Here is a 16901-nt window from a genome sequence, read left to right on the forward strand (position 1 = left end):
GCAGGCGGGCAAATAGAGGTGCCCGCAAAAAAGGTGAGCAATTGTGCCTTAAAAGCAACGAAGAGCCAAGTTTAGCCGGGTTTATTTTGCAGGTTGATGGCCTGACGGCAGTTCAGTTGATCAGGATCCAACGTTGGTTGACCAGCATTTCCAGCGGCCGATACTCGGTCTTGTAGTTCATTTTCCGGCAGCTCTTGATCCAGTAGCCCAGATATACAGCTTCCAGTTGGCAGCGTTTGGCCTCTTCGATCTGCCAGAGAATTGCATAGCGTCCCAGGCTGCGTTTGGGCAGTTCGGGGGCGTAGAAGGTGTAGACCGCCGACAGGCCGTTGTTCATGCGGTCGGTGACAGCTACCGCGACGAGGTGGCCATCCAGGCGAAACTCGTAGAATATGCTGAACGACCAGTCACGGACCAGGAACGAGCTGAACTGCTCACGGCTGGGTGGGTACATGTCACCATCGGCATGTCGCGCTTCGATATAGCGCGCGTACAGGTGATAGGCTTCATCGCTGAGATGCGGGCGACAGGACGTGACGGTGATGTCGCGGTTGCGCTTGATGATGCGGCGCTGCTGGCTGCTGGGTTTGAAAGCTGTGACCGGGATTCTGGCAGCGATGCAGGCGTTACAGTGCCGGCAATGCGGACGATAGAGGTGATCGCCGCTGCGGCGAAACCCCAGTTCGGACAGTTGGCTGTAGGTGGTCAGGTCAATGGGTTGTTGGGGGTCGAGAAACAGGGTGGTCGCCTGCTCGTCTGGCAGGTAACTGCAGGTATGCGGTTGGGTCGCATAGAACTTGAGTTGGGCCAGGTCTGTCATGGGAGTGTGTCGCGCTTCAGGCTACTCCGCCAAGTATAGAGCGGGGCTTGCGGGGCTTCAAAGGCAACCTGTCCATGGCCAGTGATTATCTGCATTTTCAGGGCAGAACTGACGCAAGAGCTGGAGAAAGTCGGATCGTTCGATCGATTCGGCGCCCAGGCTGAACAGGTGATCGGTAGGCATCTGGCAGTCGATCAGGGCAAACCCGGCGCGCTGCAAGTCACCGGTCAGATGGATGAAGCCGGTCTTTGAAGCGTTGCTGCGCAGGCTGAACATCGACTCGCCGAAAAAGACCCGGCCCAGCGCGAGGCCGTAAAGTCCGCCAACCAGTTCATCTTGATCCCAGACTTCGACGGAGTGGGCAATACCCATCCGGTGCAGTTGCCGATAGGCCTGCTGCATCTCGTCGGTGATCCAGGTGCCCTCCGAGTAGGGGCGGGGGGCCGCGCACTGCCTCAATACCTGGTCGAAGCAGCGGTCATAGCTGATGCTGAAGGTGGTGTGTCGGAGGAACTTGTTCATGCTGCGCGAGATGTGCAGCTTATCGGGAAACAGCACGGTACGCGGGTTGGGGCACCACCAGAGCAAGGGTTGACCATCCTGGTACCAGGGGAAAATACCCAGTCGATAAGCGCGGATCAGCCGTTGTGGCGAGAGGTCGCCGCCCAGTGCCAATAGGCCATTAGGGTCATCCAGCGCCATGTCGGCGGAAGGAAACTCCAGTGTGTGCGGATTAAGCCAGGTCAGGTGGCCCATGTGTGCAATGTCCGGCCTTTCAAACGGTTTATCAAGAAGCGTGTATAAGCTATTGTCCCTTATCAAGATAGTGTCAATGCGTGATGGAACGCAAACGCGCGTGGGTGGTCAATCGTTATAATCCTGACTCCCACTGTTACAATAGCTGATTGAATTGATACGGAAGACTGCGTTTTGAAGGATACCCAAGCACAGAAAGCCCCGATTGCCTGGCGTGAGCAGTTGAGTCTGCGCCTGCGTGAGGGCGCCCTGTTGGCGATGATTGCACTGTGTCTGTACTTGTTCATGGCGCTGTCCACTTACCATACAGCTGACCCGGGCTGGACCCGCAGCGGTGATGTTGTGGATGTGCACAACGCCGGTGGGCGGATGGGCGCCTGGATCGCCGATGTGCTGCTGCTGGTACTCGGGTACCTGGCTTATCTGTTTCCGGTGATTGTTGCGGTCAAGGTCTGGCAGATGTTCCGTCGCCGCCATCAGCCGCTGGTCTGGAATGGTTGGCTGTTTTCCTGGAGGCTGATCGGTTTTGTGCTGACGCTGCTGGCCGGTACGGCCCTGGCGGCTCTGCATGGTGGTGTGCCTGCTGGTTTTCCAGAAGGTGCCGGGGCGGGCGGGGTGCTGGGTCAACTGCTGCGCGAGATCAGTTATCCGGTGCTGAACATGCAAGGCAGCACCTTGCTGTTTCTGACGTTGTTCCTGTTCGGCATCACGGTTTTCACCAATCTGTCCTGGTTCAAGGTTATGGACCTGACCGGGCGCATTACCCTGGATCTGCTCGATCTGCTCAAGCGTGCCTGGCTCAACTGGCGGGCGCGCAAGGCTGACCAGCGCCTGGCTGAAGGCGAGCCGGTGCGCAGTGCGCCGCGCCGTGAGCCGGCGGTGTCGGCTGAGGAGCAAAAGCGCGCCGAACAGGCTCGTTCGCAGCGTCAGGAAGCGTTGGCCAAGCATGTGGCCGCCCAGGAGCATCGCCAGCCGCCGCAGATTGTGCCGCCGGACCCGAAACCGGCGCAGGCCAGTGTGCGGTTGCAGAAGGAGAAGCAGTCCAAGCTGTTCGATGCGGTTGAGCCCGGCTCGTTGCCGCCGATTTCGTTGCTGGACCCGGCCAGCAAGAAGACCAAGGGCTTTTCCCCCGAGTCGCTGGAAGGCATGTCGCGGCTGCTGGAACTCAAGCTCAAGGATTTCGGGGTCGAAGCCGAGGTCGAAAAGGTTCAGCCTGGTCCGGTCATTACCCGTTTTGAAATTCAGCCTGCGCCTGGGGTCAAGGTCAGCAAAATTTCCAATCTGGCCAAGGATCTGGCGCGCTCGCTGGCGGTCATAAGTGTACGGGTGGTTGAAGTGATTCCCGGCAAGACCACGGTGGGCATCGAGATTCCCAACGAAGACCGTGAAATCGTGCGGTTGTCCGAGGTGTTGGAGACCCGTGAATTCGACGAGGCGCAGTCGCCGGTTACCCTGGCGCTGGGCCACGATATTGGCGGCCACCCGGTGATGGCTGACCTGGCCAAGATGCCGCACTTGCTGGTGGCCGGTACCACGGGCTCGGGTAAGTCGGTTGGGGTCAACGCCATGCTGCTGTCGATCCTGTTCAAGGCCGGCCCGGATGAAGTGCGGCTGATCATGATCGACCCGAAGATGCTTGAACTGTCGATCTACGAGGGTATCCCGCATCTATTGGCGCCGGTGGTGACCGACATGAAAGAAGCAGCCAATGCGCTGCGTTGGTGCGTGGCCGAGATGGAGCGCCGCTACAAGCTGATGGCGGCCATGGGGGTGCGTAACCTGGCTGGCTTCAACCGCAAGGTCAAGGATGCCCAGAAGGCCGGCACGCCGCTGACCGACCCGCTGTACCGGCGCGAGTCGATGGAAGATGAGCCGCCCTTGCTGGAAAGCCTGCCGATCATCGTGGTGGTGATCGACGAGTTCGCTGACATGATGATGATCGTCGGCAAGAAGGTCGAAGAGCTGATCGCGCGGATCGCCCAGAAGGCCCGGGCGGCTGGCATCCACCTGATTCTGGCGACCCAGCGGCCATCGGTGGACGTGATCACCGGTCTGATCAAGGCCAATATCCCGACCCGGATGGCGTTCCAGGTGTCGAGCAAGATCGATTCGCGCACCATTCTCGATCAGGGTGGTGCCGAGCAGTTGCTGGGGCATGGTGACATGCTGTTCATGCCGCCGGGCACCAGCCTGCCGGTGCGTGTGCATGGCGCCTTTGTTTCCGACGATGAAGTGCACCGGCTGGTGGATGAGTGGAAGCAGCGCGGCGAGCCTGACTACATACAGGATATCGTCGACGGTGTGGATGACGGCGGTGGCGGCAGCTACGAGAGTGGCGGCTCCGGTGGTGGCGGTGATGACCTGGAAGACGATCCGCTTTACGACCAGGCCGTGCAGTTCGTCACCGAGAGTCGCCGGGCTTCGATTTCGGCCGTGCAGCGCAAGCTGAAAATCGGTTATAACCGCGCCGCGAGAATGATCGAGGCCATGGAAATGGCTGGCGTGGTGACACCCATGAATACCAACGGCTCGCGCGAGGTGATCGCGCCAGCCCCCTTACGTGATTAACGGAGAACCCTCCTATCATGCTGAAAACACTGTTGCGTCCGCTGCTTGCCGGTGTCTGCCTGGCTGCCATGCCGTTGCTGGCCCAGGCTGATGATCAGGCCAAGGCGGCTGAGCGCCTCAATCAGCTGCTGTCCCAGGCTCAAACCCTGACTGCCAACTTCTCCCAGATGACCCTCAGTAGCAATGGCGCCAGCCTGCAGGAAACTACGGGCAGCATGACGCTCAAGCGTCCGGGGAAGTTTCGCTGGCACACTGATCCGCCGCTGGAGCAGTTGCTGGTGTCCGATGGCCGGCAGGTCTGGCTGTATGACCCGGACCTGATGCAGGTTACCGTTCAGGAAATGGATCAGCGCCTGACCCATACCCCGGCGCTGCTGCTGTCCGGTGATGTCAGCACCCTGCAGGACAATTTCGAGATTGCCTGGACCGAAGGCGGCAGCGTGGTCGATTTCACCCTGACGCCCAAGGCGGCCGACACGCTGTTTGAAACCTTGCGGCTGTCGTTCCGTGATGGGCTGATCAACGATATGCAGATGAGCGATCCCATTGGTCAGCGGACCAATATCCTGTTCACCAATGTCCAGCTCAACCCAGCCATGGATGAAGCCCAGTTCACCTTCGAGATTCCGGAAGGTGTCGATGTGATCAGCGAGTAAGTCGTGGCCGGCCTGTTTCCTGATACGCCGGCTCATCAGCCGTTGGCAGCGCGGATGCGTCCGCGCAGTCTGGATGAGTACGCTGGCCAGAGCCATCTGCTGGGCCCGGGGCGGCCATTGCGGGTGGCATTGGAGCAGGGCGCCCTGCATTCGATGATTTTCTGGGGGCCGCCAGGGGTAGGCAAGACCACCTTGGCCAAACTCCTGGCGACCCTGGCTGATGCCCATTTCGTGACCCTGTCGGCGGTGCTGGCAGGGGTCAAGGATATTCGCGCGGCGGTCGATGAAGCCCGCCAGCATGCGGCCCAGAGTGGACGTCAGACCATTCTGTTCGTCGATGAAGTGCATCGCTTCAACAAGGCTCAGCAGGATGCCTTTCTGCCCTATGTCGAAGACGGCACCGTGCTGTTCATTGGTGCTACTACCGAAAACCCGTCGTTTGAGCTGAACAACGCCTTGCTGTCGCGTGCCAGGGTCTATGTGCTCAAGTCGCTGGATGAGCAGGCGTTGGCTGATTTGCTCAAGCGTGCGCTAAGCGATGCCGAGCGCGGGCTGGGTCAGCACCAGCTGTCGATCAGCGACGAAGCGCAGCAGATTTTGTTGGGAGCCGCCGATGGCGATGCCCGCCGGCTGCTCAACCTGCTGGAGATCGCCGCCGATCTGGTCGAGGATGGCGGCACGATTGGTACCGAGCTGGTCGCTGATCTGCTCAATGACACTCGTCGACGTTTCGACAAGGGTGGCGAGGCTTTTTACGATCAGATTTCCGCACTACACAAATCGGTGCGCGGCTCCAACCCTGACGCGACTCTGTACTGGTTCGCCCGGATGCTCGATGGTGGCTGCGATCCGCTCTATATCGCTCGCCGGGTAGTGCGCATGGCCAGTGAGGATATCGGCAATGCCGACCCACGGGCCCTGACCCTGGCGCTCAATGCCTGGGATGTGCAGGAGCGCCTTGGCAGCCCGGAAGGCGAGCTGGCGGTGGCACAGGCGCTGGTGTATCTGGCCTGCGCGCCCAAGAGCAATGCGGTGTACAAGGCCTTCAACAGCGCTATGAAGGATGTGTCTGAGCAGCCTTCGCATGAGCCACCGCTGCACCTGCGTAATGCGCCGACCAAATTGATGAAGGAGCTGGGTTACAGCGAAGGCTATCGCTACGCCCATGACGAGCCGGAGGCCTATGCCGCCGGTGAAGACTACTTCCCCGAGGCGCTGGAGCCTCGTCAGTACTACCATCCGGTGCCGCGTGGGCTGGAAAGCAAGATCGCCCAGAAGCTTGAGCACCTGCGCAGCCTGGACAAGGCCAGCAGCAGGCAACGCCGTTAAACCGGACCCACCGTCGCTCTTAAGCCGCACCCGCCGTCATTGCGAGAAGCGTAGCGCCGAAGCAATCCATTCACAGGCCATGGATCACCACGCGGCTGCGCCGCTGGTGATGACGAAAGAGAACAAACGCCGACTCTCTGTACTGCGTATGCGGTTCGCAGCCCGGGCGGATCGGTATACACTAGCCAGCCTATTCACCCGTAACTGAAAAGATGATGCCTCATGCTTGATCCGAAACTGGTCCGCAGCCAAACGCAACAGATCGCTGAACGCCTTGCCACCCGCGGTTATGCCCTTGATGTCAGTCTGTTGGAGTCGCTGGAATCACGGCGCAAGACCGTCCAGACTCGCACCGAGAGCCTGCAGGCTGAGCGTAACAGTCGTTCCAAGGCGATTGGCCAGGCCAAGGCGCGCGGTGAGGATATCCAGCCGCTGCTGGCGGATGTCGATCGCATGGGGCAGGAGCTGAGCGATGCCAAGCATGAGCTGGATCAGATCCAGGCCGAGCTGGATGCGCTGCTGCTGACCATTCCCAACCTGCCGGACGACAGCGTGCCGGTGGGTGAGGACGAAGAGGCCAACGTTGAAATACGACGCTGGGGTACTCCGCGCGAGTTCGATTTCGAGGTGAGTGATCATGTCGCCATTGGTGAGCGGCATGGCTATCTGGACTTTGAAACAGCGGCAAAGCTGTCCGGCGCCCGGTTCGCCCTGATGCGCGGGCCGATTGCCCGTCTGCATCGGGCTCTGGCCCAGTTCATGCTGGACTTGCATGTCAACGAGCACGGCTATGAAGAAGTCTATACGCCTTATCTGGTACAGGCTGAAGCCTTGCAGGGCACGGGCCAGTTGCCCAAGTTCGAAGAGGATCTGTTCAAGGTGCCGCGTGGTGAAGACCAGCGCGATCTGTACCTGATCCCCACCGCTGAGGTGTCGCTGACCAATATGGTCAGCGGTGAAATCCTCGATGCTGCCAAGCTGCCGCTGCGCCTGACTGCGCATACGCCGTGTTTCCGCAGTGAAGCCGGCTCGGCTGGTCGTGATACCCGTGGGATGATTCGCCAGCACCAGTTCGACAAGGTCGAGATGGTGCAGATTGTTCAGCCGGAAACCTCAGCCCAGGCGCTGGAGGAGCTGACTGGCCATGCCGAGGATGTGCTCAAGCGGCTGGAACTGCCATTCCGGACCCTGGCGCTGTGTACCGGCGACATGGGCTTTGGCGCGACCAAGACTTACGATCTGGAAGTCTGGATTCCCAGCCAGGGCAAATACCGGGAAATTTCTTCCTGCTCCAATTGTGGCGACTTCCAGGCCCGGCGCATGCAGGCGCGCTGGCGTAACCCTGAAACCGGCAAGCCGGAACTGGTTCATACCCTCAATGGCTCTGGGCTGGCGGTTGGGCGGACGCTGGTGGCGATTCTGGAAAACTACCAGCAGGCCGATGGCAGCGTGACCGTTCCCGAGGCGCTGCGTGGTTACATGGGCGGGCTTGAGCGGATTGGTTAGGAAACACTGATGGAATATCTCCCGCTATTTCACAATCTGCAGGGCCGCCTGGTCCTGGTGGTTGGTGGTGGAGAAATTGCCCTGCGCAAGGCTCGACTGCTGAGCGAGGCCGGCGCACGTTTGCGCGTGGTGGCGCCGCAGATTGAGCCGCAGCTCGAAACCCTGGTTGAGCAGGGCGGTGGCGAGTGTCTGGTGCGGGGGTATCAGTCGGCTGATCTGAATGATACCCAACTGGTGATAGCCGCCACTGATGATCAGGCACTGAACGCTCAGGTTTCGGCAGATGCCCAGGCGCGCCAGCTACCGGTCAACGCGGTGGATGCGCCGCAACTGTGTACGGTGATCTTTCCCGCGATTGTCGACCGTTCCCCCTTGATGATCGCGGTGTCCAGCGGCAGTCATGCGCCAGTGCTGGCGCGCCTGACCCGGGCCCGGATCGAAACCCTGTTTCCGCACAGCTACGGCAGGCTGGCGCAATTGGCCAAGCGTTTTCGTGACAAGGTCAAGGCGGCCTTCCCGCAGATCAATCAGCGCCGGGTATTCTGGGAGAACGTATTCCAGGGCGATATTGCTGAGCGGATTTTTGCCGGTCAGGATGAGGCGGCCGAACGTTTGCTGGAGCGTCGCCTGGCCGAGCAGGCCGGGCAGGGCTATCAGGGCGAGGTTTATCTGGTTGGTGCTGGCCCCGGTGATCCCGATTTGCTCACGTTCCGGGCGCTGCGTCTGATGCAGCAGGCGGATGTGGTGCTCTACGACCGCCTGGTGGCTCCGGCGATCATCGACCTGTGCCGGCGTGACGCCGAGCGCATTTATGTCGGCAAGGCCCGGGCCGAGCATGCGGTGCCGCAGGAGCAGATCAACCAGTTGCTGGTCGATCTGGCCAGGCAGGGCAAGCGTGTATTGCGCCTGAAGGGCGGCGACCCGTTCATTTTCGGTCGTGGTGGTGAAGAAATCGAAGAACTGGCGGCCAATGGCGTAGCCTTTCAGGTTGTGCCGGGGATTACCGCCGCCAATGGCTGTTCGGCCTATGCTGGCATTCCGCTGACCCACCGCGACCATGCCCAATCGGTGCGCTTTGTCACCGGCCATCGCAAGGATGGCAGTACCGATTTGCCCTGGAACGATCTGGTTGCCCCGGGACAGACGCTGGTATTTTACATGGGGCTGGTTGGCCTGGCTGATATCTGTGCCGGCCTGATAAGCCATGGGCGTGATGAAAATACCCCGATGGCGCTGGTTCAGCAGGGTACGACCAGCAACCAGAAAGTCTTGATAGGAACACTCAAGACTATGCCTCAACTGGTTGAAAATACAGAAATTAAGCCACCTACATTACTTTTCGTTGGTGAAGTGGTGCAACTGCATGACAAGCTCAAGTGGTTCAAGCCGGAGCAGGTGGAATCCGGGGCTGGTGGGGTTCTGTAACCCTGCCGTGCTGTCTGGTTATTGCTGCTAGGCTGCAAGTGACGCTCAGGGACAAGGAATAATCGATGGCACGCAAGCTGGTAGCCAAACGCAGTCGCAAAGCCGGCAAGGCCCCCGGCACCTTGATGCATATCGGCCAGCCCCGTGATGATCTGGCGGCGATCAGGGTGATTGAGTATGACGCCGAAGGGCTCGATGACCGGCGCATCCATGATGCCGGTCAGTACCATGAGCCCAATGGAGGCCGGGTCGCCTGGCTCAATGTCGATGGTGTGCATCAGGCCGACGTGATCGAGGCCCTGGGCAAGGGCTTCAAGCTGCATCCACTGGTCATGGAAGATATCCTCAATACTGACCAGCGACCCAAGGTCGAAGATTACGACGGCTATCTCTACCTGGTGTTGCGAATGCTGCGTTTCGATGAGCAGGAACAGCAGATTCACTCCGAGCAACTCAGCCTGATCCTGGGCCAGCACTTTGTTCTGTCACTCCAGGAGCATCCGGGCGATGTGTTTGATGGGGTCAGGGAGCGTTTGCGCAACGGCCGGCGGATTCGCTTCATGCAAGCCGACTACCTGGGTTATGCCTTGCTTGATGCGGTGGTCGATCACTACTTCGTAGTTCTGGAACAGCTCAGCGAGCATATCGAGCGGCTCGAGGATGAGCTGATCGACAACCCGACCCCGACGACACTGGGTCGTATCCATCACTTCAAGCGGGAAATGCTGCTGCTGCGCAAGTCGATCTGGCCGCTGCGCGAGGTGCTGAGTCGACTGTCACGTGATGAGAGTCCGCTGATCAGCGCCGAAACCCGGTTGTTCCTGCGTGATGTTTACGACCACACCATCCATGTGCTCGATACCATCGACACCCTGCGTGAGCTGCTGGTTGGCATGCTTGATCTCTATCTGTCCAGCACCAGCAACCGGATGAACCAGGTGATGAAGGTGCTGACCATCATCGCCACGCTGTTCATGCCGCTGACGTTTCTGGCAGGTGTCTATGGCATGAATTTCGAGCATATGCCGGAATTGGCCTGGCCATGGGCCTATCCGGCAGTGCTGGTGTTGATGCTGATGATCGCGATTGGTCTGCTGATTGCGTTCCGACGCAGGCACTGGCTCTGATCAGCGCCGCCGACGGCGCCAGCGGGCATGCAGACGCCAGCCGAAAAACAGCAGCACAATGATGGCGCCCAGCAGTAACTTGTCTGCATGGCGGGCGAGCAATTGTTCCCGGGCGTTGCGATTCAATTGATCCCAGGCGTTGTAGTCATCCGGCACCTCAACCAGCCCGTGCTCGGCCACGAAACTGCGATAGGCCTGCATCAGTGCCGCCACCCGCTCAGGTTGCTGCTCTGACAGGTCATGGCGCTCCAGTGGGTCATCACGCAGGTTGAACAGCAGGGTGCCGGGGCGGGCGGCAATGGCGCTTGAACGCGATGTCACTAGTTTGTAGTCACCCTGCCAGATGGCGATGCCACCCGCCAGCTCATAGACAATGACCTCCTCGGGGGCATGGATACGCTCACTCTCACCGCGCAGCAGCGGAACCATGCTGGTGCCCATGATGCGATGCACTGGGCGGCCCTGGTACTCGCCGTCCGGCGCTGGGGTGTTGGTCAGCTCCAGCAGGGTTGGGGCGATATCGGTCACATAGCCGAAAGCACCGGTGCGTGAGCCAGGCTCGATGACGCCGGGGTAACGCATGATCATAGGTACCCGCAAGCCGCCGTTGAACGGTGATCCCTTGTAGGAGTAGAACGGCGAGTTGGAGGCGTAGGCCCAGCCAGGGCCGTACTCGCTCCAGCTACCGGGGCGCCCCAGGTCTGTGTAGTCGTGGTCGTAACGCAGGCGATAGAACAGCGGTGCTATCTCGGTCAGCACCGTAGATTCGCCGCCGTTGTCGCTCATGAAGATGACCAGGGTGTTGTCATATTCGCCGCTGGCCTTGAGGTGCTCAATGACCCGGCCGATGCTTTCATCCATGGCTTCGGCCATGGCGGCGAATACTGCCATCTGGCGAGCACGATAGGCGCGCTCGTCATCACTGAGGCTGTCCCAGTCGATGGACGGCGTGTCATAGAAGGTCCCCCAGTCACTGGTGACTACCGATTCTGCGGTGCGGGGCAGTACTCCCATGGCAGTCAGCCGCTCATAGCGGCGCTGGCGAATGACATCCCAGCCGTCCTGGTAGGTCTCGGCGTATTTTTCTACATAGGCTTCCGGAGCATGATGCGGCGCATGCACGGCCTGGAAGGCAAGATAGGCGAAGAACGGCTTGTCGCTGTCCGGTTCGCTGCTCAGGTATTCGATCAGCTTGTCGGCATAGTAGAACGAGGAATAGAAGTCATCCGGCAGGTTGATCGGTTGGCCATCCTCGAGCCAGGTTGCGGTTCCGGCAGGCAGATAGTGTTTGGCTTCCCAGTTGTCGGCGCCGCTTTCGAGCAGGGCGACCGAGCGCTGGAAACCTCTGGCGCTGGGCAGGCTTTGCGCCCGTTCGCCCAGATGCCATTTCCCGGCCATGTAGGTGCGGTAGCCAGCGTCGCTTAGCAAGGTTGGTAGGGTAACGGCCTGATCGTTGAGCCAGGTTTCGTAGCCGGGCTGGCCTTTCTGGTTGTCGGCCATGATCTCCTTCATGTTGCCCATGCCGACCTTGTGACTGGTGACGCCGGTCATCAGCATTGCCCGGGTTGGTGAGCAGGTGGCTGACACGTTGAAGTTGCTGAACTGCAGGCCTTCGGCGGCCAGCGCGTCGATATTCGGGGTGCTGATCTCGCCGCCATAAACACCGGGGTCGGAGAATCCCAGGTCATCGGCAACGATCAGCAGAATGTTGGGGCGGGTGTCTGCCAGGGCGGATAACGGCGCCAGTAATGCAAGAGCGCCCAACAGCCGGGCCAGGGGAGGGAGTCTGAACATGCAAGTAGTCCGCTTTGTCGTTGTTGTTATGGGTGCACTGGTTAGATCGAGTTCAGAGTCTGCCCGATTGGCGCTGACCTGTTCTGGACACGCCGTAAACCCTTCCCTGAGGGCTCGTAGATGCCATCCCTGGCATCTAACGGTCCAGAACAGGTCAGCGCCAACCGGGCTACTGAGCTTTCGTGCAGCTAATCAGTGTTTCTCTGGAGCATAGCGCAGAGTTGGCTCATGGCCGAGCATTCGTTGGCACTGTTTCTTAAACACAATGTTCCGGGGAAAGGCCTGCACTGCTACATTGACAGCCCTGTTCAGCGCTTTTGCCAGGAGGATGCATGCGCGCCCATTATCTCCAACACGCACCCTTTGAAGGATTGGGGCGGCTTGAGCCGGCTCTGCTTGCCCGGGGCTATCAGATTAGCGTTACCCGGCTGTTTGCCAATGAGAGCCTGCCGGCATTGGCCGATATCGATCTGCTGATCGTGATGGGCGGGCCAATGAGCGTCAATGATGAGGCCCAGTTTCCCTGGCTGGTCGCCGAAAAGGCCTTTATTGCCGGGGCGATAGCCGCAGGCCTGCCGGTCCTGGGAATTTGCCTGGGCGCTCAGTTGATTGCCTGTAGTCAGGGGGCCAGGGTGTACCCCAATCATCTGCGGGAAATTGGCTGGTTTCCGGTCCAGGCTGTTGGGGCCGGAGCCGAGAACTGGCAGTTTCCGGCGCAGGTACTGGTGTTGCACTGGCATGGTGAGACCTTTGACTTGCCACCTGGTGCAGTGCATCTGGCCCGCAGCCCGGGTTGCGAGCACCAGGCATTCCAGTTGGGGCGCAATGTGATTGGCTTGCAGTTCCACCCCGAAGCCACGCCGGAGCTGTTGCGCGAGTTCGTCGAGCAGGCCGAGGATGACCTGACGGCTGATCAGTATGTGCAGCCGGCCGAGCGCATTCTGGCTGTCAGTACCGAGCAATTGGCCCAGACCGGCGCCTTGCTGGAAAATCTGCTCGACTATCTTCTGGCGTAGCTCGTCCACTGACGAGCACGGCCAAGGCTGTGCCGGTATCTATGCTTTGTCCGAGTATTCACTCTGGAATGGGGCTTTGGGAGGAGTTTGCGGGTCATTGGTTTGACCTATTTGTGGAGTTCTGGCTGAATTCGGCACGATCAATACGACCTTTGTCTATATTGAACTGGTGGGGCAGGTCTTTGAAGCTTGCGAGTTCATAACTAAACCAATAAGCAGGAGCCTTGCATGAGTGCCATGATCGTGATGTTCGCGGGTCTGGCCATGATGGCGCTGGGGTATTTCATTTACTCCAAGTTCATCGCGGAAAAGATCTATCGCCTCGATCCCGATTTCAAAACACCCGCCCATGAATACGAAGATGGCGTCGATTTTGTTCCGACCAACAAATTCGTGCTCTGGGGTCACCATTTTACTTCGGTAGCTGGTGCGGCGCCGATTGTCGGCCCGGCGATCGCGGTGATCTGGGGCTGGGGGCCGGCGTTTGCCTGGGTCGTTCTTGGTACTATCTTCTTTGCCGGTGTGCACGATACCGGGGCGATCTGGGCCAGCGTGCGCAATAAGGCCAAGTCGGTCGGCGCCTTGACCGGCGATGTGGTCGGCAAGCGGGCTCGCAGCATTTTCATGATCGTGATCTTCCTCGTGCTGCTGATGGTCAATGCGGTGTTCGCGGTGGTTATCGCGCGTTTGATGATGAGCTTTCCGACGGCGGTGGTGCCGGTCTGGGGGGCGATCTTCGTTGCCTTGATCATCGGTCAGGTGATCTATCGGCGGATTCTCAGCCTGCCGGTGGTCTCAATCCTCGGGGTGATTGCCCTGTACGCGCTGATCTGGGCAGGCCCTTCCATGCCGCTGCAAATGCCGGCTGAAGTGCTGCCGGGCGTGTCCGGCAACGCTACCTGGATCCTGCTGTTGTTCGTCTATGCCGCGATTGCTTCGGTACTGCCGGTCTGGGTACTGCTGCAGCCGCGTGACTATATCAACGGCCTGCAACTGTTCGTCGGTCTGTTCGTGCTGTATGGCGCGGTGGTGATGCTGAATCCGACCATGGTCGCGCCGATGTTCAACAGCGATGTACCGCCGGGAACGCCTTCGCTGGTTCCCTTGCTGTTTGTGACCATCGCCTGTGGTGCGATTTCTGGCTTCCATGGTCTGGTGTCCTCGGGTACTACCTCCAAGCAGCTCAATCGTGAGCCTGACGCCCGGTTTGTCGGTTACTTCGGTGCCATGGGCGAAGGCGGTCTGGCGCTGGCCGCGATTCTGGTCGCCACTGCCGGCTTTGCCAGCCTGGCTGATTGGCAAGCCATGTACCATGCCTTCGGCCAGGGCGGTGTAACTGCCTTCGTACAGGGCGGTGCCTACATCATTCACCATGGTTTGGGTATGCCGGAAGTTACCGCAGCAACCTTGCTGACCGTAATGGCTGCGCTGTTTGCCGGTACCACTATGGATACCGGCCTGCGTCTGCAGCGCTACATCTTCCAGGAGTGGGGTGAAATCTATAAGCAGGAATGGATGAAGAAGCCGCTGCCGGCAACTCTGCTGGCCGTAGGTTCCTGTCTGTTGCTGGCCTTTGGTGCCGGTGGTGCCGATGGTTCAGGCGGCATGATCATCTGGCCGCTGTTCGGTACTACCAACCAGTTGCTGGCGGGCCTGACTCTGCTGGTGATCACTGTCATGCTGGTTCACCTGCGCCGGCCCATGTGGTTTACCCTGGTACCGCTGTGCTTCCTGCTGGTGATGACCGTGACGGCGCTGCTGTTCCAGTTGCGCACCTTCTACGAGCAGGGCAACTACTTCCTGCTGGGGCTGGATATCGTGGTGCTGATTGCCGCGATACTGGTGGCACTGGAATGTGCCGCGGCGCTCAAACGTCATCGCGCTGCGGTGGCCAGCGAGTCTCAGTAGCATGAAGGCTTCCAAGCCTCCGAAAGATATGCGGGCCTGGCTCAGCCAGGCCCGCTTCTTTGCTGAAGAGGTCTACAGCTCACGCTATCGGGGTGCCATAGCCCGGGCCCGGCGCGATGAGGATGACCTGTTCATGTTGCTGGTGTTCTCTGAATTGATGGGCGTGCCGAATCCCGCTTCGTATTACACCCTAGAGTTGCAACCACTGCTGCTCGAGCGCTTCCATGACTGGCATCGACGGATGGGGATGGAACATTCGCCGCTGGATCATTTTCGTTGTTGCTGAGCCGCATACGGCAGGGATATTCGCATGTTCGATTTGCTAGACCGACGCTTGGTCTGGGTTGGTGGAAAGGGTGGGGTGGGCAAGACCACCGTATCTTCAGCTCTGGCGGTGTTGGCCGCCTCCCGGGGTAAACGTTGCCTGGTGGTGTCGACCGACCCGGCGCACAGCCTGGGGGATGCCCTGGGCCGTGAGCTGGACGACAGTGCTACCCGGGTGTTGCCTAATCTGGATGCCATTGAGATTGATCCTGATGCCGAGGTGGACAGCCATCTCAAGCGGGTGCTGGGGCAGATGCGCCGCTTTGCTTCCTCAACCATGATGCCGGAGCTGGAGCGGCAGATGCAGTTGACCCGCCAGTCGCCCGGTACTCAGGAAGCAGCTTTGTTGGAACGGATCGCCCGGTTGATCAATGATCGGGAGTCTGAGTATGACCTGATCATCTTCGATACCGCTCCGACCGGACACACCCTGCGGCTGCTGACCTTGCCGGAGGCCATGGCGGCCTGGACCGATGGTCTGCTGGCACACAATCGCAAATCCCAGGAGTTGGGCAAGGTGCTCAAGCATCTGACGCCGAAAAGCGGCCGGGATATGCCAACCCCGTTCGATGATCCGGACAAGGACCAGTTCAGTGATCTGGATGAGCGCACCCGTGAGGTGGCGCAGACCCTGATCAACCGGCGACGGCTGTTCCATCAGGCCCGGCGTCATCTGGAAGATCCGAAGGAAAGTGGCTTTCTGTTCGTGCTTACGCCCGAGCGGTTGCCGATTCTGGAAACCGTTCGAGCGGTGGCGACGCTTGAATCCGTAGGTATTCCGGTGGTGGCGACCTTGGTCAACCGGGTGATTCCCGAAGATGCCGATGGCGAGTTTCTGCGCCGTCGGCGGGAGCAGGAAGCGACCTATCTGGAGCGGATCGATCAGGAACTGGCCCGCTTGCCTCGGCCGCGCCTGCCCTGGATGGAGACCGACGTGCAGGGGTTGGAGGCTTTGCAGGAGGTGGCCGGGCAATTAGAACGCCTGGGGTTTTAGGTTCCTTAGCTACGTGAGTGAGCGCGCAATAGCAGATCTACCCCGCGTTCGACCCGGCGCCGGCGTGCGGCACTGTCCGGCACGTCGCAGCCATTCATCATCAGCCCGGTAATCAACGAACCTTTCCACAGGCCGATCAGTTGTTCGGCACTTTCAACGGGGTCATCAAGCTGGATCTGCCCACGGGCCGCTGCGGTTTCCAGATACTGTGCCGCACGCAGGACAAAGGCCCAGGGACCGTCTCGGTAGATCATGCGACCGTGTTCGCCATGTCGTGCACCATGGGCAATGATCGAGCGCATGATTTTGATGCCCCGTTCACTAGTCAGAAAATCCAGCAGGTGCTCGCCCAGAGCGACCAACTGCGTGCGCAGGTCATCCAGTGAACCGTTGTGTTCGGGCAGGTGCCCGACCATGGTCTGGTGATGGCGTTCCAGCACTGCCTGCAACAGCGCTTCGGCATTGTCGAAATAACGGTAGAGCGTGCCCTTGGCCACACCGGCGCGGCGCGCCACCGACTCCATGCCAAATTGCGGATCACCCTCGGCAATGCTTTCCAGCGCCGCTTCAAGGATGTCATCCAACTTGCGTGGATCTACTGGGCGACCGGGTCCATTGCCACTGGATCGTTTACCGGAAAGCTTGCTGGCTGGGGCCATATTGTTATCCATCTATGCG

The 16901-nt window shown here is 59.8% G+C and carries 14 protein-coding genes; 10 read left to right on the forward strand and 4 right to left on the reverse strand.

The window, feature by feature from the left end; all coding sequences use genetic code 11:
- Positions 1 to 112: 112 nt before the first annotated feature.
- Both BVH74_RS13440 and aat read right to left on the reverse strand, forming a co-directional pair.
- Complete coding sequence (locus BVH74_RS13440; RefSeq protein ID WP_080050558.1) at positions 113 to 820, reverse strand: arginyltransferase; 708 nt, start codon at positions 818 to 820, stop codon at positions 113 to 115.
- A 57-nt stretch (positions 821 to 877) separates the two neighbouring features.
- On the reverse strand, positions 878 to 1576 hold the full coding sequence (gene aat / locus BVH74_RS13445) for a leucyl/phenylalanyl-tRNA--protein transferase (protein WP_080050559.1): 699 nt from the start codon (positions 1574 to 1576) through the stop codon (positions 878 to 880).
- 174 nt (positions 1577 to 1750) lie between these two features.
- On the opposite strand from aat, the gene BVH74_RS13450 reads away from it, so the two are divergent.
- From BVH74_RS13450 to corA, 6 genes are all read left to right on the forward strand, one after another.
- A complete protein-coding gene (locus BVH74_RS13450) occupies positions 1751 to 4144 on the forward strand; it encodes a DNA translocase FtsK (RefSeq protein WP_080050560.1) in 2394 nt (797 codons plus the stop codon).
- A 17-nt stretch (positions 4145 to 4161) separates the two neighbouring features.
- Positions 4162 to 4800 (forward strand): outer membrane lipoprotein periplasmic chaperone LolA, encoded by a 639-nt coding sequence (gene lolA / locus BVH74_RS13455; RefSeq protein WP_080050561.1) that lies wholly within the window; start codon positions 4162 to 4164, stop codon positions 4798 to 4800.
- A gap of 54 nt (positions 4801 to 4854) precedes the next feature.
- Positions 4855 to 6129, forward strand: a complete 1275-nt coding sequence (locus BVH74_RS13460) for a replication-associated recombination protein A (protein ID WP_080051736.1) — start codon at positions 4855 to 4857, stop codon at positions 6127 to 6129.
- Between the two features lie 222 nt (positions 6130 to 6351).
- Positions 6352 to 7635 carry a serine--tRNA ligase gene (serS, locus tag BVH74_RS13465; RefSeq protein ID WP_080050562.1) on the forward strand — a complete coding sequence of 428 codons (1284 nt, stop codon included), beginning with the start codon at positions 6352 to 6354 and terminating at the stop codon, positions 7633 to 7635.
- A gap of 9 nt (positions 7636 to 7644) precedes the next feature.
- Positions 7645 to 9060, forward strand: a complete 1416-nt coding sequence (gene cysG, locus BVH74_RS13470; RefSeq protein ID WP_080050563.1) for a siroheme synthase CysG — start codon at positions 7645 to 7647, stop codon at positions 9058 to 9060.
- Between the two features lie 65 nt (positions 9061 to 9125).
- A complete protein-coding gene (gene corA / locus BVH74_RS13475; protein WP_080050564.1) occupies positions 9126 to 10187 on the forward strand; it encodes a magnesium/cobalt transporter CorA in 1062 nt (353 codons plus the stop codon).
- On the opposite strand, the gene BVH74_RS13480 is transcribed toward corA, so the two are convergent.
- Entirely contained in the window at positions 10188 to 11981 is a 1794-nt protein-coding gene (locus BVH74_RS13480; RefSeq protein WP_080050565.1) for an arylsulfatase, read from the reverse strand.
- Positions 11982 to 12313: 332 nt separating this feature from the next.
- Here BVH74_RS13480 and BVH74_RS13485 point away from each other — a divergent pair, with 332 nt between their 5' ends.
- From BVH74_RS13485 to BVH74_RS13500, 4 genes are all read left to right on the forward strand, one after another.
- Positions 12314 to 12997: a type 1 glutamine amidotransferase gene (locus tag BVH74_RS13485; protein ID WP_080050566.1), complete on the forward strand. Its 684-nt coding sequence runs from the start codon at positions 12314 to 12316 to the stop codon at positions 12995 to 12997.
- A gap of 228 nt (positions 12998 to 13225) precedes the next feature.
- Complete coding sequence (locus tag BVH74_RS13490; protein WP_080050567.1) at positions 13226 to 14905, forward strand: carbon starvation CstA family protein; 1680 nt, start codon at positions 13226 to 13228, stop codon at positions 14903 to 14905.
- 28 nt (positions 14906 to 14933) lie between these two features.
- The gene (locus BVH74_RS13495; RefSeq protein ID WP_095625468.1) at positions 14934 to 15191 is read left to right on the forward strand and encodes a cory-CC-star protein; all 258 of its coding nucleotides are present in this window, start codon (positions 14934 to 14936) and stop codon (positions 15189 to 15191) included.
- Between the two features lie 24 nt (positions 15192 to 15215).
- The gene (locus tag BVH74_RS13500) at positions 15216 to 16223 is read left to right on the forward strand and encodes an ArsA family ATPase (protein ID WP_080050569.1); all 1008 of its coding nucleotides are present in this window, start codon (positions 15216 to 15218) and stop codon (positions 16221 to 16223) included.
- Positions 16224 to 16228: 5 nt separating this feature from the next.
- On the opposite strand, the gene BVH74_RS13505 is transcribed toward BVH74_RS13500, so the two are convergent.
- On the reverse strand, positions 16229 to 16882 hold the full coding sequence (locus BVH74_RS13505) for a TetR/AcrR family transcriptional regulator (RefSeq protein ID WP_165443747.1): 654 nt from the start codon (positions 16880 to 16882) through the stop codon (positions 16229 to 16231).
- Positions 16883 to 16901: the final 19 nt, after the last annotated feature.

It is taken from the genome of Halopseudomonas phragmitis, from assembly GCF_002056295.1.
GTDB lineage: Bacteria > Pseudomonadota > Gammaproteobacteria > Pseudomonadales > Pseudomonadaceae > Halopseudomonas > Halopseudomonas phragmitis.